Source organism: Alteromonas sp. C1M14, assembly GCF_018860965.1.
Classification (GTDB): domain Bacteria; phylum Pseudomonadota; class Gammaproteobacteria; order Enterobacterales; family Alteromonadaceae; genus Alteromonas.
Genome location: NZ_JAHKQF010000013.1, coordinates 54,543 through 76,941 on the forward strand (window position 1 = coordinate 54,543; position 22,399 = coordinate 76,941).

Consider the following 22,399-nt stretch of genomic DNA (forward strand, 5'->3'; position numbering starts at 1 on the left):
AGAGGGATTCATCTCGGTACGTGTCTATTCGTAAGGAGAGCGGGTGATTATCGGTGTGAGTGACGACATTAAACTTGGGGAAAGTCACGTCACCTTATTAGCGGAAGTGGCTGAATTAACCGGTGTTGGAGGTTGGGAGCTTAATAGTAGCCGCCAGCAACTTCACTTTACTCCAGCATTGTGTCATCTGTTAGATATTGCACCCTCACAACCTGTCACTTTTCGTCATCTCTTACGGTCTATACCATCTTCTTATCGCCATCAACTCATCACTGAAATTAAAGCCCTTGTTAGGCATCAAAAAGCCTTTCATCTGGAATTACCCTTTACTGTAGCAACCAACCAGCAAAAATGGTTACGGGTGTCGGGGAAAGGAAGTTTGCCCGCACAAAAGCGGTTTTATGGTGCGGTTCAAGATTTGACAGCCCATATGCAACTATCGGAAACAGAGCATAACTTCACCCGATACTTTGGCAATATTCTCGATAGCATTAATGATGTGGTGTTAATGGTAGATGGAACGGGCACTATTATCACCGCCAACTCAGCCATCAGTCAGCATTTCGGCTACGCCCCTAGCGACATCATTGGCGAAAGTGTGAACTGTCTTTTTTCTGCAGGGGACGGACAGGATGCAGATAGCCTGTTCTTTCGCTTAAAAGAAGGAGTAGGGGTATTAAGTAACTATGAAATGACGGCCAAAGATCACCTTGGACTGCCTTTGCCCGTGGAAGTGTCGGTGACTGAAATCAGGCAATACAATGGCTCTCAATTTGTTTGTGTATTAAAAAATAACACGGTACGTAAACAGACGTTAGATAGCATTTATCAAATCGCCTTTATTGATGAGATCACCCAACTCCCTAATCTTAAATCCTTCGAAAAAGATTTACGGGCCCTAATTATTGCCGCGAGAGCCAACGACAAGCACTTTTATTGTTGTATGTTGGATATCGACAACTTTGCACAATTTAACCTCTCATTTGGTAAAGATACCGGCGATTACATTCTTCGTATATTTGCTGGCAGAATGAAAAAGACCCTATCGGCGCAATTTCAGGTGTACGCGGGGCTCGGAGATAAATTCTACATACTTTATCGACAGCCGTTTGATGAACGCACTGACAAGCGTATTTTGGCCTATATCGACGAAGTTGCCTGGGGGATACACATTGAACTGTCAAAATCCTTCACGTTACACGGTCATTCTCAGGTCGCCACAACCTCAATGGCCTCGGCGTTTGTTCACGCTAAAAACGCGTCTTATGAAAAGGTGGTTGGAATACTGGAGTTTGGCTCTAGACGGGCTAAAAACCAAGGACTTGGCGGCAAAATCACCCTCGATAAGGACGAGTTTACCGCCTATGAAAGGTACAATTATATTCGCCAGAATTTTTCCCGTGCTTTAGATGAGGGCGAGTTCTATGTGGTACTTCAACCCCAATATAATAGTGTGGGCGCTTTGTGTGGGTCGGAAGTGTTACTGCGTTGGAATGAAAAAAGGCTAGGAGAAATCACCCCAGGTGAGTTCATTCCCATTGCTGAGCGCAGTGACGAAATCATTGAGATTGGTTACTGGGTATTAAATGAATCTTGTCGCTTGCTTGCAGATCTTGCTGAGCAGGGTATTCACACCGTTTTATCTGTCAACGTGAGTGGTCGGCAAATAGTACGTCCTGATTTTTCTGAGCATTTGTTAGATATTGTACAAAAATGGCAGGTTTCCCCTTCTCAGTTAACACTCGAGATCACCGAAACCATTCTTGTAGAAAGTATCGATTTGGTTAGAAGTCGTATGGAGCGCCTTGCTCAATTTGGCTTTGGTTTCTCCATTGACGACTTTGGCACAGGGTATTCAAGTTTAAGTTACTTAAAAGCCTTGCCCATCACAGAGCTTAAAATTGACCGGTATTTTGTGGATGAAATAAACTTTGATGACGACGACGTACCCATTGTCAATATGATCATCGATTTGGCCCGGGCAATGGGGGTGAAAACCGTTGCTGAAGGCATTGAAAATAAAATCCAATTACATTACCTCACCAAGAGAAACTGTGACTTATTTCAAGGCTTTCATCTTGCAAAGCCAATGAAAGAAGAAAGCTGGCGACAGTGTATGGGTCAGCGGAAACAGAAATTAACCCTGTCAAAATAAAATCTCATTTCCTTTCGTATTGCTTTTTCTTTTTCCCATCTGCATGTCTGTATTTCGTTGCGAATCAGCCTTATTTGGGGTGAAATTCTCCAATCTGCGACAGAAGTCTTATGCTTGTTGTTAAGTAAATTGTATTAATGTAAATGAAATTAAAAACTTTCACCTTCGGTTACAACTGGTGAACCTACATTGATATTGAATAAGCGAGGCCGGTTATGTCGTATGCAGAAGAATACGCACGTTCCATAGCAACACCCGATGCATTTTGGCAAGAAAAAGCAGAAGCATTACCTTGGTTTAAAGCACCACGAACCATTTTATCTAAAGATGATAACGGTATTCACCGTTGGTTTAGTGATGGCGAAATGAATACCTCTTACATGGCGTTAGATCATCACATCAAAGCAGGGCGGGGCGAGCAAAAGGCGATCATTTTTGATTCTCCGGTAACAGGTACAAAAACGACCTACACCTATTTAGCGTTGCGAGACGAAGTCGCTTTATTTGCAGGGGTTTTGCAACAACAAGGCGTGGTCAAAGGTGACAGGGTGGTTATCTATATGCCCATGATCCCACAGGCTATTATCGCCATGCTGGCTGTGGCACGGTTAGGCGCTATCCACTCGGTGGTATTTGGTGGCTTTGCGTCCCATGAATTGGCCGTGCGCATTGAAGATGCCCAACCTAAGGTCATCGTTACCGCATCATGCGGCATTGAAGTGGCGAAAACCATTGCTTATAAACCGCTAGTTGAAGAAGCGATTTCACTGTCATCATTTAAACCTGAGGCGTGTATTGTTTATCAACGTGAGCAACTACATGCCACACTTGGCGATACTGACGTTGATTGGGATGAGGCCATGGCAGTGGCAGAACCGGTAGCGTGTACCGCGGTGTTGGCCACCGACCCCTTATATATTCTTTATACGTCTGGGACTACCGGCAAACCTAAGGGCGTGGTTCGGGATAACGGCGGCCATGCCGTCGCCTTAAAATACTCTATGTCTGCCGTGTATGACATGAAGCCGTCAGATGTGTTTTGGGCTGCCTCGGATGTGGGCTGGGTTGTGGGCCACTCTTACATTGTTTATGGTCCGTTATTGCAAGGGTGTACTACGGTGGTTTACGAAGGCAAGCCAGTAAGAACACCCGATGCAGGTGCATTTTGGCGAATGGTTGAAGAGTACAAGATAAAAACCTTGTTTGCCGCACCAACAGCTTTTCGTGCTATTCGTAAAGAAGATCCCGATGCCAATTTAATTGAGCAATATGATATTTCTTCTCTTAATACTATCTTTATGGCCGGTGAGCGTTTAGATCCACCCACCTACCTTTGGACCGTGGAAAAAACCGGTAAGCCGGTGGTTGACCATTGGTGGCAAACCGAAACCGGATGGGCTATATGCGCGAACCTGACAGGCATTGAGTCCCGGCCCACTAAACCCGGCTCGTCAACGTTACCGGTGCCTGGTTTTAACGTTCAAGTATTAGATCCCATGGGCAATACGCTTCCTCCGGGAGAGCAGGGGGCGATAGCCATTAAATTACCCATGCCACCGGGCTGTTTGCCCACCATTTGGGGAGATTTTGACCGCTTTACGCAAAGTTACCTGAAAGCCTATCCGAATTATTACACATCTGGTGACGGTGGATTTAAAGATGAAGAAGGCTACGTCTTTATCATGGGGCGTACCGATGATGTCATTAATGTGGCCGGACACCGGTTGTCCACCGGTGAAATGGAAGAAGTGGTTGCCGCGCACCCAATGGTAGCCGAATGTAGCGTTATTGGTGTTCACGATAGTTTAAAGGGGCAGATACCGGTAGGGTTAGTGTTACTAAAAGATGGGGCACAAATTAGCGAAGAAGAGCTACAAAAGGCCTTGATTGGTATGGTCAGAAAAGAAATTGGCCCCATAGCCTGTTTTCAGCGAGCGGTTATTGTCCCTAGGCTACCGAAAACCCGTTCCGGCAAGATCCTCAGAAAGCTACTTAGGCAAATTGCTGATAACCATGAAGTGGCGGTGCCTTCGACCATTGACGATCCAGCCAGTGTGCCGGAAATACAGTCGATTATGAAGCAACAAGGTTTAGTGAAAAGTGACCGCTAGCGTTTGCACAACAGGGGGAAGGGAGCAGGTAGTGATTTGCCCCCTCTCCATCGATTTATCAGTAGTAATACTCGGCGTCTTCACTTTGTGGCGGCGCTATTTCTACCGCGTAATACACCACACCTGCGCTGATGATTGCGGCAATTAAGGCCAGTAATAAACGCGACGACGAGATCCCTTTTTCTGTGGTTATTTTTTTACCGTGGATCATGGCTGACGCGAGTTTCTGCTTTTTATAAACCCCATAGAATATAATGGCTGCAATATGCAAAGCGATAACACCCAGTATCACGTCAAACACGTTTCGGTGTAGGTAATTCATCACATCCAAGGTGTCGTCACCTACCGCTGCTCGCCATGGGCCATCAAGAAAAATATCGTCGGTCATAAATAGGCCGCTTATAGCTTGGGTTAAAACCAGCATTAGCATAGCAATAACCACCAAGCCCCCTAACGGATTGTGCCCCGCATGAGCCGGCGAGTCTGACTGTAACAGACATTTCATATAGTTAAATATAGCCTTAGGGCTATGGAAACACTGGCTCAACTTGGCGTAAGTGGTGCCTATCAGGCCCCAAAGTATCCGAAAAAGAATAAGTCCGAGGGTAAAGTAGCCAAAGTAAAAATGCCATTGCATGCTATTTTCCAGCACTTCAGCGGTGAGGTACTGGGCAATAAGAGAAATAACCAGTAACCAATGAAAAAGACGGGTGGGGACATCCCAGATTAACGTGCGTTGTGCATTCATTATTTGTACTCGGGTATTAACGGTAATGTGTGCACAGTAGACAAAGCGGATTGTTAACCTCTGTGCGTGCCAATAGTGTTCAGCATGCATCAAACAGGGGGGCGAGTTCAAGATCCCTAGGTAATATGGCCGCTATTTTCGGCTAATTGCCCAAGGACAATTGAATTATCCTCTGTGTCAGGCAAAATGCCTGTGAATTAACCTTGTTATGAAGACGTTTTATGAAAGTAGCAATATTAGGCGCCAATGGGCGAATGGGGCGCGTATTAATTGAAGCGCTCAGAGAAAATGATCAGGCAGAACTAGCTGCCGCTACCGTAAGGGATGATTCTCCCTGGTGTGGTGTTGATGTGGGTGAACTGGCAGGTATTGGTGCCCAAGGCATACAATGCAGTGGCTTTACTGACCTTGACCCTGAACGAGTGGATGTGGTTATTGATTTTACCTTGCCTGCGGCATTTGATACCAATTTAGCGTGGTGCGTGGAGCACAGTAAGCCAGTGGTGATTGGCACCACGGGTCTATCTGCGGCGCAAATTGCGTCACTTGATGCTGCATCTGCGCACATTCCCATCGTGTTTGCTGCAAACTACAGTGTGGGTATTAATGTGATGTTGGCATTGGTTAAGCAAGCCGCAAAAGCGTTAGGTGAAACGGCGGATATTGAAATTTTAGAAGCCCATCATCGTTTTAAACAAGATGCACCGTCAGGCACGGCCATGGCCATCGGTGAGGCAATTGCTGATTCACTAGGAAGAAACTTACAAGAATGCGCTGTTTATGGCAGAGAAGGCAAAGAACCTGTTCGTGATCAAAAAACCATTGGGTTTGCGACCGTAAGAGCCGGTGATATTGTTGGCGAGCACACTGCCTTGTTTGCTGATATCGGTGAACGGTTTGAAATTACTCATAAGGCTTCTAGTCGGCTAACCTTCGCCAAAGGCGCGGTTCAAGCGGCGAACTGGCTAAATGGTAAAGCATCTGGTCGTTATGGCATGAACGATGTAATAGGGCTAGATTACTAAAAAGAGGACTTTACTGACTTTTTTTACCCTTACGTCGTAAAAATGATGTTAATGAGGCATTTTGTATAATTATCTAAATTAGAAATAGACCTCTTTTAATTACTCCTATATAATAATTGGAATTTGCCAAAATTCAGCGTTTCGGCTTGTCCGAGTCGCTTTTTATTAGCTGCAAAGTATCGTAAACGGGAAGTAAATAGTCGTTATTTCCCGTTTTTTGTGGGGTTTATTCACTTGTTTGAATAAACCGTCGGTTATCCTTAATCTGGAGGTTGACTTGGCTAATTCTGCCCTTTTGGTGTTAGAGGACGGTTCAGTTTTTAAAGGTACGGCAATAGGTGCTACTGGCATGGCCGTTGGGGAAGTTGTTTTTAATACTTCCATGACAGGCTATCAGGAAATACTCACTGACCCATCTTACGCTGAACAAATCATTACACTTACTTATCCCCACATCGGTAATACCGGTACCAATTCTGAAGATGTCGAATCTGACACAATCTGGTCTAAAGGTCTCATTATTCGTGATCTTCCTCTTGAAGCCAGTAATTTTAGAAACCAACAATCTCTGTCTGATTATCTTGTTGCGAAAAATATTGTCGGGATCGCCGACATTGACACCCGCCGATTGACGCGAGTGTTACGTGACAAAGGTGCACAGAACGGATGTATCATTTGCACCGATAATCTCGATGCTGATGAAGCGCTGTCCGCAGCCAAAGACTTTCCTGGGCTTAAAGGCATGGATCTCGCCAAAGAAGTATGCACTAAGGAAGTGAAAACCTGGACCGAAGGTACTTGGGTATTGGGCGAAGGTTATACCACTAATGATACGTTTAAATATCATGTGGTGGCTTATGACTTTGGCGTAAAACACAATATTTTGCGCATGCTGGCGGACCGAGGCTGTAAAATCACCCTTGTGCCTGCTCAAACCAGCGCAAAAGACGTGCTTGCCATGGCACCTGACGGCGTGTTTTTGTCAAACGGCCCCGGCGATCCGGAACCGTGTGATTATGCCATTGAGGCCATTAAAACCTTAGTCGATGCTAATTTACCGATTTTTGGTATTTGCCTAGGCCATCAGTTATTGGCACTGGCTAGCGGTGCATCAACGGTTAAAATGAAATTTGGTCACCATGGTGCTAACCACCCTGTGAAAGACCTTAAAAAGGGCACGGTCATGATTACCAGTCAAAACCACGGTTTTGCGGTGGATGAAGATTCGTTACCTGACAACCTTGAAGTAACGCATGTTTCGCTGTTTGATAAATCGCTGCAGGGTATCCATCGTACTGATAAACCGGCGTTTAGTTTCCAGGGTCACCCTGAAGCGAGCCCGGGCCCACATGAGGCGGCAGATCTGTTTGATCATTTCATCGAACTTATTGAACAATCAAAACAGTAGGAATTAGCCGACTATGCCAAAACGTACCGATATAAAAAGTATTCTTATTTTGGGTGCTGGCCCTATTGTAATTGGCCAGGCCTGCGAATTTGACTATTCAGGCGCACAGGCTTGTAAAGCCTTACGCGAAGAGGGTTACCGGGTTATTCTGGTAAATTCAAACCCTGCCACTATTATGACCGACCCAGAAATGGCCGATGCTACTTACATCGAACCCATTCACTGGGAAGTGGTTAGAAAAATCATTGAAAAAGAACGTCCTGATGCGGTATTACCTACCATGGGCGGACAAACCGCACTGAACTGCGCGTTAGATCTTAACCGCGAAGGGGTGTTACGGGAATTTGACGTTGAATTGATTGGGGCCACTGCCGACGCCATCGATAAAGCCGAAGATCGTGAGCGTTTCGATAAAGCCATGCGTTCTATTGGCCTTGAATGCCCGCATGCTGAAATTGCCCACTCAATGGAAGAAGCCCACGATGTGCTCTCGCGCATTGGCTTCCCTTGTATTATTCGTCCTTCTTTCACCATGGGTGGAAGCGGCGGTGGTATCGCTTACAACATTGAAGAATTTAACGAAATTTGTAATCGAGGCTTAGATCTTTCCCCTACCAGTGAGCTGTTGATTGATGAATCACTCATTGGCTGGAAAGAGTACGAGATGGAAGTGGTTAGGGACAAAAACGATAATTGTATTATTGTTTGTACCATTGAAAACTTCGATCCCATGGGGGTTCACACCGGTGATTCCATTACCGTAGCACCGGCGCAAACCCTTACCGATAAAGAATTCCAGATTATGCGTAATGCTGCCATGGCGGTGTTGCGTGAAATTGGCGTGGAAACCGGTGGTTCAAACGTACAATTTGGTGTGGATCCTAAAACCGGTCGCATGGTCATCATCGAGATGAACCCTCGTGTGTCTCGCTCCTCTGCGCTGGCATCAAAAGCAACGGGCTTCCCCATTGCCAAAGTTGCCGCGAAATTGGCGATTGGTTACACCTTAGATGAATTGGCCAACGATATTACAGGTGGTTTGACACCGGCATCTTTTGAGCCATCCATCGATTATGTTGTGACCAAAATCCCCCGTTTTAACTTCGAGAAATTCGCTGGCGCAAACGATCGTCTAACCACGCAAATGAAATCAGTGGGTGAGGTCATGGCCATTGGTCGTAACCAACAAGAGTCCCTTCAAAAAGCATTGCGTGGCCTAGAAGTTGGTGCAACAGGCTTAAACCCTGTGCTGGATTTAGACGACGAAGACGCGAAAAACAAGCTCATGTACGAACTACGTGAGCCGGGTGCAGAACGTATTTGGTACATTGCCGATGCTTTCCGTATGGGAATGACGGTGGATGAGGTATTCAAGGTTACCAATATCGACCGTTGGTACTTGGTGCAACTTGAAGACTTAGTTAAACAGGAAGCCAAGGTTAGTGAAGCTGGCTTAGAAGCCCTCGACGCTGACTTTTTACGTCAACTAAAACGTAAAGGCTTTTCTGATGCTCGGTTGGCTGAATTAACAGACTCCCAAGAAAGTGATGTCCGTGATGTGCGCCGAGGCTTTGATATTTATCCGGTTTACAAGCGTGTCGATACTTGTGCGGCGGAATTTTCCACCAGCACGGCTTACATGTATTCAACCTACGATGAAGAATGTGAAGCGAACCCGTCAGATAAAGATAAAATTATGGTACTTGGCGGCGGACCAAACCGTATTGGTCAAGGTATCGAATTTGATTACTGCTGTGTGCATGCTGCGTTGTCGATGCGCGAGGACGGTTACGAAACCATTATGGTTAACTGTAATCCAGAAACGGTTTCTACGGATTATGATACTTCTGATCGCTTGTACTTTGAGCCAGTGACCTTAGAAGACGTGCTGGAAATCGTAGCTAAAGAACAGCCAAAAGGTGTGATTGTTCAATACGGCGGTCAAACCCCGCTTAAATTAGCGCGGGCGCTAGAGGCCAATGGTGTACCGGTTATTGGTACGTCACCTGAAGCCATTGACCGCGCTGAAGATAGAGAACGCTTCCAGCATATGGTGGACAAGCTAGGCCTTAAACAGCCTGCTAATGCCACGGTAACTAACACCGAAGAAGCCTTGGCGAAAGCTGAAGAAATTGGCTTCCCCTTGGTGGTACGTCCTTCTTATGTCCTTGGTGGTCGGGCAATGGAAATTGTTTACGACTTAAAAGATTTGAAACGTTACCTCACTGAAGCGGTAAAAGTGTCTAATGACGCGCCTGTGTTGTTAGACCGTTTCTTAGATGACGCCATAGAAGTGGATATCGACGCCATCTGTGATGGAAAAGACGTTGTTATTGGCGGCATCATGGAGCACATCGAACAAGCCGGGGTTCACTCTGGTGATTCCGCCTGTTCATTGCCACCCCATTCTTTATCTAAAGAGATTCAGGATGTGATGCGCATGCAAGTCCGCGATATGGCATTAGAGTTGGGTGTTGTGGGCTTAATGAATACCCAGTTTGCCATTAAAGATGGCCAAGTGTATCTCATTGAGGTGAATCCACGGGCAGCTCGTACGGTGCCATTTGTGTCGAAAGCAACCGGCGTACCGTTAGCTAAAGTGGCGGCCCGTTGTATGGCTGGGCAATCGCTGGCAGAGCAGGGGATAACAGAGGAAATTATTCCGCCGTTTTATTCTGTTAAAGAAGTGGTATTACCTTTTGCTAAGTTCCAAGGTGTGGATCCATTACTTGGCCCAGAAATGCGCTCTACCGGCGAAGTCATGGGCGTAGGTGATACCTTCGAAGAAGCTTATGCAAAAGCTAATTTAGGGGCAAGCGCACCCTTACCACGTGAAGGTAAAGCGTTGATTTCGGTTAGAAACAACGACAAAGCCCGCATTGTTGATCTGGCAAAAGCCATGATTGCAGCAGGCTTTGAACTGGAATGTACCCGTGGTACTGCCACTACATTAGATGAAGCTGGCATTAAAAATACGGTGGTAAATAAAGTATCTGAAGGTCGCCCTAATATCGTTGATGCGATTAAAAACGGCGAATATAGCTACATTATTAATACCACAGAAGGGCGACAAGCCATTACTGATTCTGTTTACATTCGTCGTGAAGCGTTACTTAATAAGATAACCTACACGACGACAATGAACGCCGCTTTTGCCACTATTCAGGCAAAATCAGCGGACGACAGAAACAAGGTGGCGTCAGTGCAGGAGCTACATGCACGCATTCATGGTTAATGACATAACCTGAAAAGTGCGGTATTCTTCACAATCAGCCTTATAAAAAAAGTGCGCCAGTTTGGCGCACTTTTTTAATCATCGATGGTCAAAAAAACAAGTGAGATAAAACCATGAGTCAGTATCCGATGACCGCTCGTGGCGCAGAGCTATTGCGCGAAGAATTAAATGAGCTTAAGACAGTCACCCGTCCACGCATCATTGAAGCTATTGCGGATGCTCGTGAGCACGGAGATTTAAAAGAAAACGCCGAATATCATGCGGCCCGTGAACAACAAAGTTTTTGCGAAGGACGAATTCAAGATATCGAAGGAAAGCTTTCCAACGCACAAATCATTGATGTGACGAAAATGGATAACAACGGTAAGGTCATTTTTGGTGTTACCGTTACCATTATGAACCTTGAGACCGACGCTGAGACTACCTATCGCATTGTTGGTGATGATGAAGCCGATATTAAGAACAACTTAATATCAGTGAACTCACCCATCGCCAGAGGGCTTATCGGCAAAGAAGTCGACGATGTGGTAAATATTCAAACCCCTGCAGGCACGGTGGAGTTTGAGATCATTGAAGTGGAATATATATAAACGTTTTTTTTAGCGAAGACGTTTCATAAAAGGCAAGGGCACAACCCTTGCCTTTTTTATTTGGGTTGGTTAGAGCCAATACTAATACGGCGAGCTTTTTTAGGCTCCGGAACAATACGTTCAAGATCAATATTCAAAAGCCCATTTTCCATGTCCGCAGAACACACCTTAACGTTGTCACCTAGTTGAAAAGTCCGTTCAAAATTACGTTCTGAAATGCCTTTATGTAAGAACTTTCTTTCCTGACCTGTTACGGGGGCTTTTTTACCGGCCACCACCAGTTTATTGTCAACGGTTTCTATAATGACTTCTTGTTGGCTAAAACCGGCTACAGCCATGGTGATGCGATAATGGGTATCATCCATTAATTCGATGTTATAAGGTGGATAACCGCTTTGTTTTTCTGCAACTTTAGCCGCTTCAACCAAGGCTGCTAAGTGATCTGAGCCAATAAACGAGCGGTATAGTGGTGTTAAATCGATACTAGGCATCTTCGTCTCCTGAACTTAAACGTTCGTCCTTAACCCGTACGCACCCAATGGTGCGGTTAAAACAACGGGTTGCTTGTTTCCTACTCACGCTATTGTCGAGGCGCGGGGGCGTTTGTTTTTTTGATCCCGATTGCGCAAGCGAGCCCAGCTAAACCAATAAACAAAGCAAAGAGATCACCATAGCGTTTATAAGGGGTTAAACCTTTAGTGGCTTGCACAGGCGCTACAATACTACCGGATTCAAATTGAGGAAGTGCCGAGACAATCTCCCCTTTGGCGTTGATAAAAGCCGTAATGCCATTGTTGGTGGCGCGAATAACCGGTCTGCCCATTTCCATGGCCCTGACTTGGGCAATTTCTAAATGCTGTGCTGGCCCATGAGAATGGCCAAACCAGGCGTCGTTACTCACGGTAATGATCATGTCTGTATCGTCATGCACATTGGCTGCGACCTGACGTGGAAATGCGATTTCAAAGCAAATGGCAGGGGCAAGGTGAATGCCGTTCGCCATGAGGTTCTTCTGTTGGTAATCCCCCCGGGAGAAAGACGACATGGGGAGATCGAACAAGGGAGCAAGGGGGCGTAGAAAATCTTCGAAGGGCACAAATTCACCCACGGGTAGCAAGTGATGCTTGGCGTAGCGATCACTATGGAAGTAGGTGTACTGAGGCGTTGAATCCTCAGCCGATTGCTTCCCTAATACGATCAGGTTGTTCCAAGCCTCTTGTGATTCCCAGTTGTAGTTAACAATGCCGGTGATAAGACTGGTGTTATTTTCTATGGCCGTTGCATCAAGGGTATGAAGATAGTCACTGGCCATGATTTCCAGCTTTGGAATGGCCGCTTCAGGCCAAACAATCAAGTCACTTTGCCACAAAGGTTCAGTGAGGGAGAGGTACTTTTCCATGGTGGGGCCGTCGTGTTCTGGCGTCCAGCGTATTGACTGGGCAATATTGCCCTGAACCATGGCAACTTGGTAGGTCTTTTTAACACTGACAAAGTCCACCGATTGTAATATATAACCTGACAACAATGCGGTCGCAAAGGCGAGACTCGGTGCGATGGCTTGTTTAATTTGCTTAACTTGTGTTATCGAGGCGGCAAGGGCAATAACAATGAGGGTAACCCCGGTTTCACCGATAATGGGCAACCAGCCTTTTAAGGGACTTACAGCCTGGCTATATCCCACCGATAACCAAGGGAAGCCAGAGAGCATCCAACTGCGAACCCACTCGGCAATAAACCAAAAAAATGGCAGTGCTAACGGCCATAATCGGGCAGGGAAGTAACGTTTAGTAACCCATAGGGCGGTGGCCGGATACAGTGCCAAATAGCTGCAAAGTAGTAGCATAAGGCTAACAGAGGCAATAAGAGGTAAACCGCCAAAATCGGCAATGCTGACGTGTACCCAACTGATACCCGCACCAAACCAGCCGAGGCCAAACAACCAGCCACATAGAAAAGGCCGAGACACCGCGGATAGTTGGCGAAAGGCCAGTGCCAATGCAATAAAGGTAACCGGCCACATAGCGAAAGGCGCGTAAGCAAAAGTAAGACTGGCACCGCTAAGGAGTGCCAGTAAATAGGGGAACCAGGTTTTCAGCGGTCTTACTCCATAGCTGGAACAGTCACTTTTAACTGTACCAATCTGCGTTTATCTGAATTGGTTATCTTAAAATGAATGTCGCTGATGGTAATTTCATCATTGGTTTCGGGCATATGACCGAAGGCTTTTAAGACAATGCCGCCAATGGTATCTGCATCTTCTTCATTAAATTCGGTATGGAAGAAATCGTTAAAATCATCCACGGCGGTAAGGGCTTTTACCGAGTAGGTAGATTTATTCAATGGCTTTATGTCTTCGGTGCCGTCTTCATCGATATCGTATTCGTCTTCAATTTCACCCACAATGAGTTCTAGAATGTCTTCGATGGTGACAAGACCGGATACGCCACCGTATTCATCCACAACGATGGCCATATGATAACGTTGCTGACGAAACTCTTTGAGCAAGACATCTACCCGTTTACTTTCAGGTACGATCACCGCGGGACGAATCACATCACATAGTTGAAAAGGTCTATCAGGGGTAAACGCGTAGTCCAGCAGATCTTTGGCAAGCAATATACCTTCGATATGGTCTTTATCTTCACTAATAACCGGAAAACGAGAGTGGGCTGTTTCGAGGATCTTAGGGAGAAACTCTTCCACATTTTGCTCAATGTCGATGGTGGTCATTTGGGTGCGTGGGATCATAATATCCCGTACGCGCATTTCGTTAACGCCGATAACGCCTTCAATCATTTCTCTGGTTTGAGGGTCAATCAGCTCCCGTTGTTCGGCTTCTGTAATGACTTCTACCAGGTCTTGTTTGCTTCTCGGCTCGCCGGAAAATGTCAGTCTTATTTTATCTAACCAACCTTTGCTCGTCGAGCCGTTGGTAGAGTGAGGGTTATCGTCGCTCATAATGGTCTTTTTAGTTCTCTGTAGGGTAAAAGTTAAAGCTCTTGGTAAGGATCGTCAATGCCTAACTGCGCTAAAATTGAAGTTTCAAGACGTTCCATGGTCTCTGCCTCTTCATTGTCAATGTGATCATAGCCCAATAAATGCAAGATCCCATGTACGATCATATGGGCAAAATGGTCATTGACTTTTTTACGCTGCTCAGCGGCTTCTTGATGGATAACCGGTACACAGATGACCAAATCACCCAGTAAATTAAGCGGAATATCCGGCGGACACTCAAAGGGAAAAGACAACACATTGGTGGGTTTATCTTTGCCTCGGTAAGTGAGGTTTAAAGATTGCGATTCATCGGCGTCCACAAATCGAAGTGTCACTTCTTTATCGCTTATATCCAGTGCCGTTAAAGCGCTGTCAGCCCAATGCTGCAACAGGTCATCATTGGGAACTGAATAACCTTGTTGATCAGTATCACAGGCTATCTGCACATCTATTAAGGTGTTCACTGGCTGTCTTTGTCCGCGTCCTGTGAAGAGGCGTTCAGTTTTTCTTGCTCTGCCGCTAACCGTTTAGCATGGCGAGCCCGTTCTTGGTCGCTATCAAACTGTTCATAAGCCTGAACAATACGAGCCACAACAGGATGACGTACCACGTCTTCTGCTTTGAAGAAATTAAACGATATATCGGTGACGTTTTCTAACACCTCAATACTGTTACGTAAGCCGGACCGCACGCCTCGGGGTAAATCGACCTGAGTAATATCGCCAGTGATCACCGCCTTTGAATTAAAACCGATACGGGTCAGAAACATCTTCATCTGTTCGGTTGTTGTGTTCTGGCTTTCATCAAGAATTATAAAAGCATCGTTTAAGGTACGGCCTCGCATATAAGCGAGAGGTGCCACTTCAATCACGTTACGCTCCATGAGTTTTTCGACTTTTTCAAAGCCAAGCATTTCAAACAGCGCATCGTAAAGTGGACGTAGGTACGGATCGACTTTTTGCGATAGATCCCCAGGTAAGAAGCCCAGCTTTTCGCCCGCTTCTACTGCAGGGCGAGTAAGAAGTATGCGTCTTACTTCTTGGCGTTCTAGTGCATCCACGGCACAGGCCACCGCCAAATAGGTTTTGCCGGTGCCTGCCGGGCCAATACCGAAGGTAATATCGTGATTCACCACATTAGCAACGTATTGGGCCTGATTGGGGTTACGGGGTTTGATCACGCCTCGCTTAGTGCGAATGGTGACATCCTTGCTATTGCTGTTGTTTTCACCCCGTTCCAACAAGCGCGCTTCTTGAATGGCTAAGTGCACTTGTTGTGGATCTAACTGAGGAATAAGACCTTTAACTGGCTGGGTCTCAATATAAAGTAACTTTAATAACTCAACCGCACCCTTAGCCTGAAGGGGATCACCAAGTACTTTAAAGGTGTTATTTCGGTATGAGATCTCTACCCCCAGACGACGTTCAATTTGCTTGATGTTGTCATCAAAGGGCCCGCACAAGCTTGATAATCTTTTGTTATCAACCGGTTCTAAAATTACTTCGTTACTTACCAGTGTACTCAAGTCGTTTATTTCCTCACTTTACATTAATGGGCAGGGACAAATTGACCTACGCCAAGGGCATCAGGGGCGTTATCCTGATGTTTTGCGGTTATAGATTGGGGCGAAATGGCTACACGCAAGCCCATGTCTTTTTCCCGTCTTACTAGGCTACCCCGTAATGAGTTACTAAAAACATCGGTAATTTTGACATCAACAAATTCACCAATCATATCTGGGGTGCCTTCGAAATTCACCACACGGTTATTTTCAGTTCGTCCTGTTAATTCCATGGGGTTTTTCTTCGATGGTCCTTCAACCAAGATACGCTGTTCTGTTTCTAGCATATTTCTGGCAATACGCAGTGCCTGCTGGTTAATGCGCTGTTGAAGCAAGTACAAGCGTTGTTTTTTGGTGTCTTCGCTAACATCGTCCACGGCATCCGCAGCTGGAGTGCCGGGGCGAGCGCTATATATGAAGCTAAAGCTAAGGTCGTAATCCACCGCTTGAATTAGGTCCATAGTGGCTTCAAAGTCCGCATCGGTTTCACCGGGAAAACCAATAATAAAGTCGGAGGACATACTAATATTAGGACGTACCTTCTTTAATTTGCGAATTTTGGATTTGTATTCTAATGCGGTGTGACCACGCTTCATTAAATTAAGCACGCGGTCAGAGCCACTTTGTACTGGTAAATGAAGGTGATCCACTAATTCAGGAATCACTTCATAGGCAGCAATAATGTCGTCGGTAAATTCTACCGGATGAGACGTGGTGTAACGGATCCGGTCAATACCGTCGATAGCGGCGACTAATTCTAACAGCTCGGCGAAACGACACACTGTGCCATCGTGATGCTCACCACGATAGGCATTGACGTTTTGACCCAGTAAATTCACTTCGCGAACCCCTTGCTCTGCAAGTTGGGCGACTTCTAATATGACATCGTCTACCGGTCGACTGACTTCTTCGCCACGGGTATAAGGAACAACGCAAAACGTGCAGTACTTAGAACAGCCTTCCATAATAGAAACAAAAGCCGTGGGGCCTTCCGCACGAGGCTCAGGAAGACGATCGAACTTTTCTATTTCAGGAAAACTGACATCCACAACAGAGCGAGCACCGCCTTGTAGTTGATTAATCATTTCAGGGAGGCGGTGAAGCGTCTGAGGGCCGAAAACTAAATCAACAAAGGGGGCACGCTGGCGAATATGATCGCCTTCTTGTGATGCCACGCAACCGCCCACACCAATAATCAGGTTGGGGTTGTGTTTTTTAAGGTTTTTCCAGCGGCCTAATTGATGGAATACTTTTTCCTGCGCTTTTTCACGAATGGAACAAGTATTCAACAGAATGACGTCCGCATCTTCGGCTTCCTGCGCTAGCGAATAACCGTGGGTTGAGTCCAGCAAGTCAGCCATTTTTTCCGAGTCATACTCGTTCATCTGACAGCCCCACGTTTTGATAAACAGCTTTTTGGTCATATTCACTTTAGGTTTTCAGGTAAATGTTCAAAATAGCCGCGTATTTTACCTGTTGTAGAGTGTTTTGCCCAGTCATTCATTAAAACGGTTAAATCCTTTCTTTGGGTTGCATATAGCTGTCTGATCTATCGCAAGGTATTAGGGATGATCCATGGCGTAACCTATAGCTTTACGTCATAATGCCGGTTCGAATCAGGAGACGTTATGTACGATTTTTGTATCAATGGTGGCGGAATGGTAGGCAGTAGCCTAGCCCTCGGCTTGGTACAGCAAGGTTACAAGGTAGTGATCCTTGAATCTGCAATGCCAGAGCCTTTCGACACACACCAGCCACCGGATTTGCGCCTTTCGGCTATCAGTTTAGCCTCTTGTCAGTTGCTAGAAAAGCTAGGCGCGTGGTCATATATTCAACAATATCGTGTTAAAGCTTACGACCAATTGTCGGTGTGGGAGAACCCCACAATGGCTGCATCTTTTGATGCCGCAAGTATTCAGCAATCCCATTTAGGCTACTTCGTTGAAAACCGGTTAATTCAGCTGGGCTGCTATGCTGCTTTAGAGAACCAAGATGTAACCTGGATCAAAGAGAATCGGTTAGTGGGCTATACCTGCAACGATAATGGTGTAACGCTAACGCTGGAAAAAGGTAACACCGTCACTAGCCGTTATTTGATTGGTGCCGATGGCGCTCGCAGTCGAGTAAGGGCGTTGGCAGGCATTGGTACGAGCGGCTGGCAATATCAGCAACAGGCCATGGGAATTATTATAAAGTCGGCAACGCCAAGCAAAGGAGAAACCTGGCAACAGTTTTTTCCGTCTGGACCACGGGCCTACTTACCCATGTACGACAATTATGGGTCACTGATTTGGTATGACAGCCCACAACGCATCAATCAGTTGTGTGGTTTACCCCCTGAACAATTAAAAGCGCAGGTGCTAGCGCATTTTCCCCAACGCTTAGACGACTTTGAAGTCCTTGATAAAGCGGCCTTTCCGTTAACCCGTTCTCATGCTACCCGCTATATTCAACCGGGGGTGATTTTAATTGGTGATGCGGCTCATACCATTAATCCATTGGCTGGGCAGGGCGTGAATCTTGGGTTTAAAGATGTATCGGCATTACTGGCGATTACCGCAACGAGCAAACCTGATGAACCGTCATTTTATCAACATTTATCCCAAGATTATGCGAGACCGCGGCGTCAGGATAATTTGCGCATGATGTCTGCTATGGACGGCTTTTATGCCTTGTTTAGTAATCAAATACCCCCATTGAAGATGATAAGAAACCTACTTCTCAAAGGGGCAGATATCAGCGGTCCCCTTAAGGTTGGGTTATTAAAACATGCAATAGGGATGGATGAATGGAAGTTCTGATTTTACTGGGCGTATTGTTTTTGGCATTAATTATAATTGTGCCACTTATTGAACGCTCAAAAATGCGTATTAGTGGGGAAACGGCGGGAAAGCTTAGCCGCTGGATATGGCCGCTAATTATGATTGCTTTGGTGCTACAACTCATACGAATGATGATGCAAGGTTAGGGCGCTAACCTTGCTAGTGAGCTGTGACAGGCCAGGGCCCTTGTAGATCAACCAATGTTTTTTCAATTAACTGGCTTACTTGAATATCGTCTTGAGTAATAAGGGAAAACGTCCGTAAACCAATAAACTGACTTTGCAACCAAGTGGCCACTTTCTCGCACTCCATACCTCGAGGTATTTCATGGGCGTGCACTAATTGCTCAACCACCTGTATAAATGCCTGCTTCAAGGTCTTCATTCCCTCAGATAACACAAACCGGGTATCGGCATTTACACTGTCAATTTCAGCCAGGGTTTTTATCAATAAACACTGACGTTGATGAACGTGATCCGCAGACGCCGTTAGCGTTGTGACAAAGTAGTGTTTGAGCGCGGCGAGGGGAGTGGCGCTTTGGGCAACCGCCAGCAATTCATTTTCACTGCGTACCACATAAGCTTGGATCACTTGACAAAACAAACCGTCTTTACTTTTAAAACGATTGTAAATGCTGCCTGGACGCATATCCAACGCACTTTGTAACTCACGCATACCGACAGCAAGATAGCCTTTTTGCCAAAATAACCGCGTTGCTTTTTCAATAACCACTTCATCAGTGTATCTCATTTGGTTATACCTTATATCTTCAAACTTGAACGTTCGTTCAAGTTGATCTTGAACAACTGTTCAATAGTACTTATATTGACGTCCAAGGTAAACATCCACATAACAGTGGATGTCATTTTTTCTTAATTTTGGAGATGCTATGACAACGTATACATTACATACAAAAGATACTGCCCCTGATAATGCCAAACCCTTGTTGGAAAACTCACAGAGCGCTTTTGGTATGATCCCTAATCTCCACGCAGTGATGGCGGAATCCCCTGAATTGCTTAAAGGCTATCAGTTACTGCATGAACTTGCGCAAAAGACCTCATTTAATGCCGATGAACTTACCGTGGTATGGCAGACAATTAACGTTGAGCACGAGTGCCACTATTGTGTTCCTGCTCACACAGGTATTGCTAAGAGCATGAATGTGAGTGATGAACTGATTGAGGCATTACGAAACGCCGAAGAATTGAAAGACAGTAAACTTAATGCGTTGAGAAATACAGTATTAGCCGTCACTCGAGGACGAGGTGTCATTGGTGACAAAGAACAAAAAGCATTCATGGATGCAGGGTATACTGCACAAAATATGCTTGAGATTATCTTGATTTTATCGCAGAAGGTAATGAGCAATTACACCAATCACTTGGCGGAAACCCCAGTGGACGAAGCGTTCGAAAAATTTGCTTGGGAACCTAAAAAGTAACATCCCATTGCTAATTGGCGCTGTGTAGTTAATAACTACACAGCGCACGTTAAATGTGACTAATCCCGCCACACCCCTTTTTCTGTTTCACCCTGAATGATGGCATCACCGGCCTTGTAAGTTATTTCCTTACCCGATTTTAATTTGGCAAAATAATCTTTGCTAATCGCGACAATGGTGGGCGTCATCCAGACAATGGCGATAATATTGATTACCGACATTAATCCTAATGCCATATCTGCCATGGCCCATACGGTAGGCAGGGCAGCCATCGCACCCCATAAAATCATACCGAGATAGCCAATGGTATATGCCATGCGGCCAAGTTTATTATCCAGTTTAAACATGTGCAGGTTACTTTCTCCGTAGGCGTAGTTTGCCACCACAGAGGTAAAAGAGAACAAGCATATGGCGGCGGAAACAAAGGCCGTGCCACCACCACCCACATGTGTATTCATTGCCGCTTGCGTCATTCCAATACCTTCCATATTGCCGCTGGCTTCGCCGCCAGCTAACAGAATAATAAAGGCGGTGGCAGAACATAAAATCATGGTATCAATAAAAACCCCTAGCATCTGAATATAGCCTTGTGACACCGGATGGTTTGGCTTTGGAGCAGCGCCTGCGGCGGCGTGAGGTACACTACCTGAGCCCGCTTCATTGGAATATAGGCCACGCTGGATACCATTTTTGATGGCGGCACCTAACATGCCAGCGCCAGCTTCTTGTAAGCCAAACGCTGATTTAATGATATCGAGGAACACACCTGGTAGTTCGGTAATGTTGATACACATGATAATAAGCGCTGCAATCACATAACTGATGGCCATAAAAGGGACGATCCACTCTGCAAATCGTGCAATTCCTCTTAATCCGCCCACCACGATAAGTGCGGCAAGGGCAATGATCACCAAGCCGCTATAGAAGGGCGAAAAGCCATAGGCGTTATTTAATGCGTCGGTAATGGTATTGGCCTGAACAGCACTAAACACAAACCCGTAGCCGAAAAATAAACAAAGTGAGAAGGCCACCGCGAGCCACGTTTTGTTGAGGCCCTGCTTAATGTAATAAGCTGGACCGCCACGAAACTCGCCATTTTCGTCTTTTACTTTATATAGCTGGCCTAATACGCTTTCGGCAAAGCCGGTGGCCATCCCTAAAAAGGCAATCACCCACATCCAAAAAATGGCCCCTGAGCCACCTAGTGAAATTGCCATGGCGACGCCTGCCAGGTTACCGGTCCCAACCCGAGCAGATAAGCTGGTGCATAACGCACCAAAAGAGCTTATCCCCTCTTTGGTTGAGCTGGTACTGCCCTTTAAAAGGACAAACATATGGGTAAAGTGGCGAAGTTGTACGGCGCCCAGTTTCCACGTAAACCAAATACCACAACCAAGCAGCATGACGATAAGGACTTGGCCATCACCCCACAACACATTATTTACGGCCGAGACGATATCGTTAATCACATGAGTTCCTTGATATTTTATTCTTATATAGGTTAGTAGGTTTATGTTATCAGAACCCAAGGAAGGGGAAAGAGCTTTGTTAGCAAAGGGGGAAATTTAGGTGGTATGTTGCAGCTAAAGACAAACGTGATGTAGAAACAAAAAAAGCCAATCAAAGATTGGCTTTTTTTAAAATATGGCTGGGGTAGCTGGACTCGAACCAACGGATGGCGGGATCAAAACCCGCTGCCTTACCACTTGGCTATACCCCAAGAGATAATCGCGATAAGACGCAATTACAAAAAAAATGGCTGGGGTAGCTGGACTCGAACCAACGGATGGCGGGATCAAAACCCGCTGCCTTACCACTTGGCTATACCCCAATAATGGTGCGGAAGGAGAGACTTGAACTCTCACGCCGTGAAGCACTGGAACCTAAATCCAGCGTGTCTACCAATTCCACCACTCCCGCAAATAGACATACCTGAGAGTTTTTAAAAAGAAAAATGGTGGCTACGGCGAGATTCGAACTTGCGACCCCATCATTATGAGTGATGTGCTCTAACCAACTGAGCTACGTAGCCTCTTTCTTTTTCTTCCCTCTCAGGAAGTGGCGCGTATTATGCTGATATGAATCTCGACCGTCAACCCCTTTTTTACGAACTTTTTTTAAATGGTCATATTGTGTACTGTAATGGCTATTTCATCGTCGATATGTTGATAATGTCACCAATTATCGTCGATAAAAAGCATCCCATATACGGGGTTTCCCTATTTGCATTTTTTCTAAACCATGAAAATTTGCCTGACTAAACACTTGAGATGGCACTGTGATTTTCGGTATTGTGTAATCAA

At 45.7% G+C, this 22,399-nt stretch carries 18 protein-coding genes and 4 tRNA genes; 9 read left to right on the forward strand and 13 right to left on the reverse strand.

Annotation, left to right across the window (positions count from 1 at the left end; genetic code table 11):
* Positions 1-43: 43 nt before the first annotated feature.
* Both KO501_RS11475 and KO501_RS11480 read left to right on the forward strand, forming a co-directional pair.
* Positions 44-2,155 (forward strand): GGDEF domain-containing phosphodiesterase, encoded by a 2,112-nt coding sequence (locus tag KO501_RS11475; RefSeq protein ID WP_216029816.1) that lies wholly within the window; start codon positions 44-46, stop codon positions 2,153-2,155.
* A gap of 215 nt (positions 2,156-2,370) precedes the next feature.
* Positions 2,371-4,266: a propionyl-CoA synthetase gene (locus KO501_RS11480; RefSeq protein WP_216029817.1), complete on the forward strand. Its 1,896-nt coding sequence runs from the start codon at positions 2,371-2,373 to the stop codon at positions 4,264-4,266.
* A 58-nt stretch (positions 4,267-4,324) separates the two neighbouring features.
* Here the strand turns inward: KO501_RS11480 and KO501_RS11485 are convergent, their stop codons facing one another.
* Positions 4,325-5,014 carry a cytochrome b/b6 domain-containing protein gene (locus tag KO501_RS11485; RefSeq protein WP_216029818.1) on the reverse strand — a complete coding sequence of 230 codons (690 nt, stop codon included), beginning with the start codon at positions 5,012-5,014 and terminating at the stop codon, positions 4,325-4,327.
* Between the two features lie 221 nt (positions 5,015-5,235).
* Between KO501_RS11485 and dapB the strand changes: the two genes are divergently transcribed.
* The 4 genes from dapB (at position 5,236) to greA (ending at position 11,272) form a co-directional block, all read left to right on the forward strand.
* Positions 5,236-6,039, forward strand: a complete 804-nt coding sequence (dapB, locus tag KO501_RS11490) for a 4-hydroxy-tetrahydrodipicolinate reductase (protein WP_216029819.1) — start codon at positions 5,236-5,238, stop codon at positions 6,037-6,039.
* A 277-nt stretch (positions 6,040-6,316) separates the two neighbouring features.
* Positions 6,317-7,447, forward strand: coding sequence for a glutamine-hydrolyzing carbamoyl-phosphate synthase small subunit (gene carA / locus KO501_RS11495; protein ID WP_216029820.1), 1,131 nt, complete (start codon positions 6,317-6,319; stop codon positions 7,445-7,447).
* Between the two features lie 13 nt (positions 7,448-7,460).
* Positions 7,461-10,682 carry a carbamoyl-phosphate synthase large subunit gene (carB, locus tag KO501_RS11500; protein WP_216029821.1) on the forward strand — a complete coding sequence of 1,074 codons (3,222 nt, stop codon included), beginning with the start codon at positions 7,461-7,463 and terminating at the stop codon, positions 10,680-10,682.
* 113 nt (positions 10,683-10,795) lie between these two features.
* Positions 10,796-11,272, forward strand: coding sequence for a transcription elongation factor GreA (gene greA, locus KO501_RS11505; RefSeq protein WP_216029822.1), 477 nt, complete (start codon positions 10,796-10,798; stop codon positions 11,270-11,272).
* 56 nt (positions 11,273-11,328) lie between these two features.
* On the opposite strand, the gene KO501_RS11510 is transcribed toward greA, so the two are convergent.
* The 6 genes from KO501_RS11510 to miaB all read right to left on the reverse strand — a co-directional run bounded on the left by KO501_RS11510 (position 11,329) and on the right by miaB (position 17,254).
* Positions 11,329-11,763, reverse strand: coding sequence for an Hsp20 family protein (locus KO501_RS11510; protein ID WP_216029823.1), 435 nt, complete (start codon positions 11,761-11,763; stop codon positions 11,329-11,331).
* Between the two features lie 89 nt (positions 11,764-11,852).
* Positions 11,853-13,367, reverse strand: a complete 1,515-nt coding sequence (gene lnt / locus KO501_RS11515; RefSeq protein ID WP_289847299.1) for an apolipoprotein N-acyltransferase — start codon at positions 13,365-13,367, stop codon at positions 11,853-11,855.
* Between the two features lie 5 nt (positions 13,368-13,372).
* Positions 13,373-14,230, reverse strand: a complete 858-nt coding sequence (locus tag KO501_RS11520; RefSeq protein WP_216029825.1) for a transporter associated domain-containing protein — start codon at positions 14,228-14,230, stop codon at positions 13,373-13,375.
* 32 nt (positions 14,231-14,262) lie between these two features.
* Entirely contained in the window at positions 14,263-14,733 is a 471-nt protein-coding gene (gene ybeY / locus KO501_RS11525; RefSeq protein WP_216029826.1) for an rRNA maturation RNase YbeY, read from the reverse strand.
* The gene (locus KO501_RS11530) at positions 14,730-15,794 is read right to left on the reverse strand and encodes a PhoH family protein (protein ID WP_216029827.1); all 1,065 of its coding nucleotides are present in this window, start codon (positions 15,792-15,794) and stop codon (positions 14,730-14,732) included. Before KO501_RS11530 ends, ybeY begins: the two co-directional genes overlap by 4 nt.
* Before the next feature lie 23 nt (positions 15,795-15,817).
* The gene (gene miaB / locus KO501_RS11535; RefSeq protein WP_216029828.1) at positions 15,818-17,254 is read right to left on the reverse strand and encodes a tRNA (N6-isopentenyl adenosine(37)-C2)-methylthiotransferase MiaB; all 1,437 of its coding nucleotides are present in this window, start codon (positions 17,252-17,254) and stop codon (positions 15,818-15,820) included.
* 204 nt (positions 17,255-17,458) lie between these two features.
* Here miaB and KO501_RS11540 point away from each other — a divergent pair, with 204 nt between their 5' ends.
* Together KO501_RS11540 and KO501_RS11545 are read left to right on the forward strand one after the other, a co-directional pair.
* Entirely contained in the window at positions 17,459-18,631 is a 1,173-nt protein-coding gene (locus KO501_RS11540) for an FAD-dependent monooxygenase (RefSeq protein ID WP_216029829.1), read from the forward strand.
* Complete coding sequence (locus KO501_RS11545; protein ID WP_216029830.1) at positions 18,619-18,798, forward strand: hypothetical protein; 180 nt, start codon at positions 18,619-18,621, stop codon at positions 18,796-18,798. Before KO501_RS11540 ends, KO501_RS11545 begins: the two co-directional genes overlap by 13 nt.
* A 13-nt stretch (positions 18,799-18,811) precedes the next feature.
* On the opposite strand, the gene KO501_RS11550 is transcribed toward KO501_RS11545, so the two are convergent.
* A complete protein-coding gene (locus KO501_RS11550) occupies positions 18,812-19,402 on the reverse strand; it encodes a TetR/AcrR family transcriptional regulator (protein ID WP_216029831.1) in 591 nt (196 codons plus the stop codon).
* Between the two features lie 139 nt (positions 19,403-19,541).
* On the opposite strand from KO501_RS11550, the gene KO501_RS11555 reads away from it, so the two are divergent.
* Positions 19,542-20,096 (forward strand): carboxymuconolactone decarboxylase family protein, encoded by a 555-nt coding sequence (locus KO501_RS11555; protein WP_216029832.1) that lies wholly within the window; start codon positions 19,542-19,544, stop codon positions 20,094-20,096.
* A 59-nt stretch (positions 20,097-20,155) separates the two neighbouring features.
* Here the strand turns inward: KO501_RS11555 and KO501_RS11560 are convergent, their stop codons facing one another.
* From KO501_RS11560 to KO501_RS11580, 5 genes are all read right to left on the reverse strand, one after another.
* Positions 20,156-21,565, reverse strand: coding sequence for an alanine/glycine:cation symporter family protein (locus KO501_RS11560; protein ID WP_216029833.1), 1,410 nt, complete (start codon positions 21,563-21,565; stop codon positions 20,156-20,158).
* 176 nt (positions 21,566-21,741) lie between these two features.
* A tRNA-Gln gene (locus KO501_RS11565) sits at positions 21,742-21,816 on the reverse strand.
* A 36-nt stretch (positions 21,817-21,852) separates the two neighbouring features.
* Positions 21,853-21,927: transfer RNA gene (locus tag KO501_RS11570), tRNA-Gln, on the reverse strand.
* A 4-nt stretch (positions 21,928-21,931) separates the two neighbouring features.
* Positions 21,932-22,016: transfer RNA gene (locus KO501_RS11575), tRNA-Leu, on the reverse strand.
* Positions 22,017-22,051: 35 nt separating this feature from the next.
* Positions 22,052-22,128: transfer RNA gene (locus tag KO501_RS11580), tRNA-Met, on the reverse strand.
* Positions 22,129-22,399 lie beyond the last annotated feature (271 nt).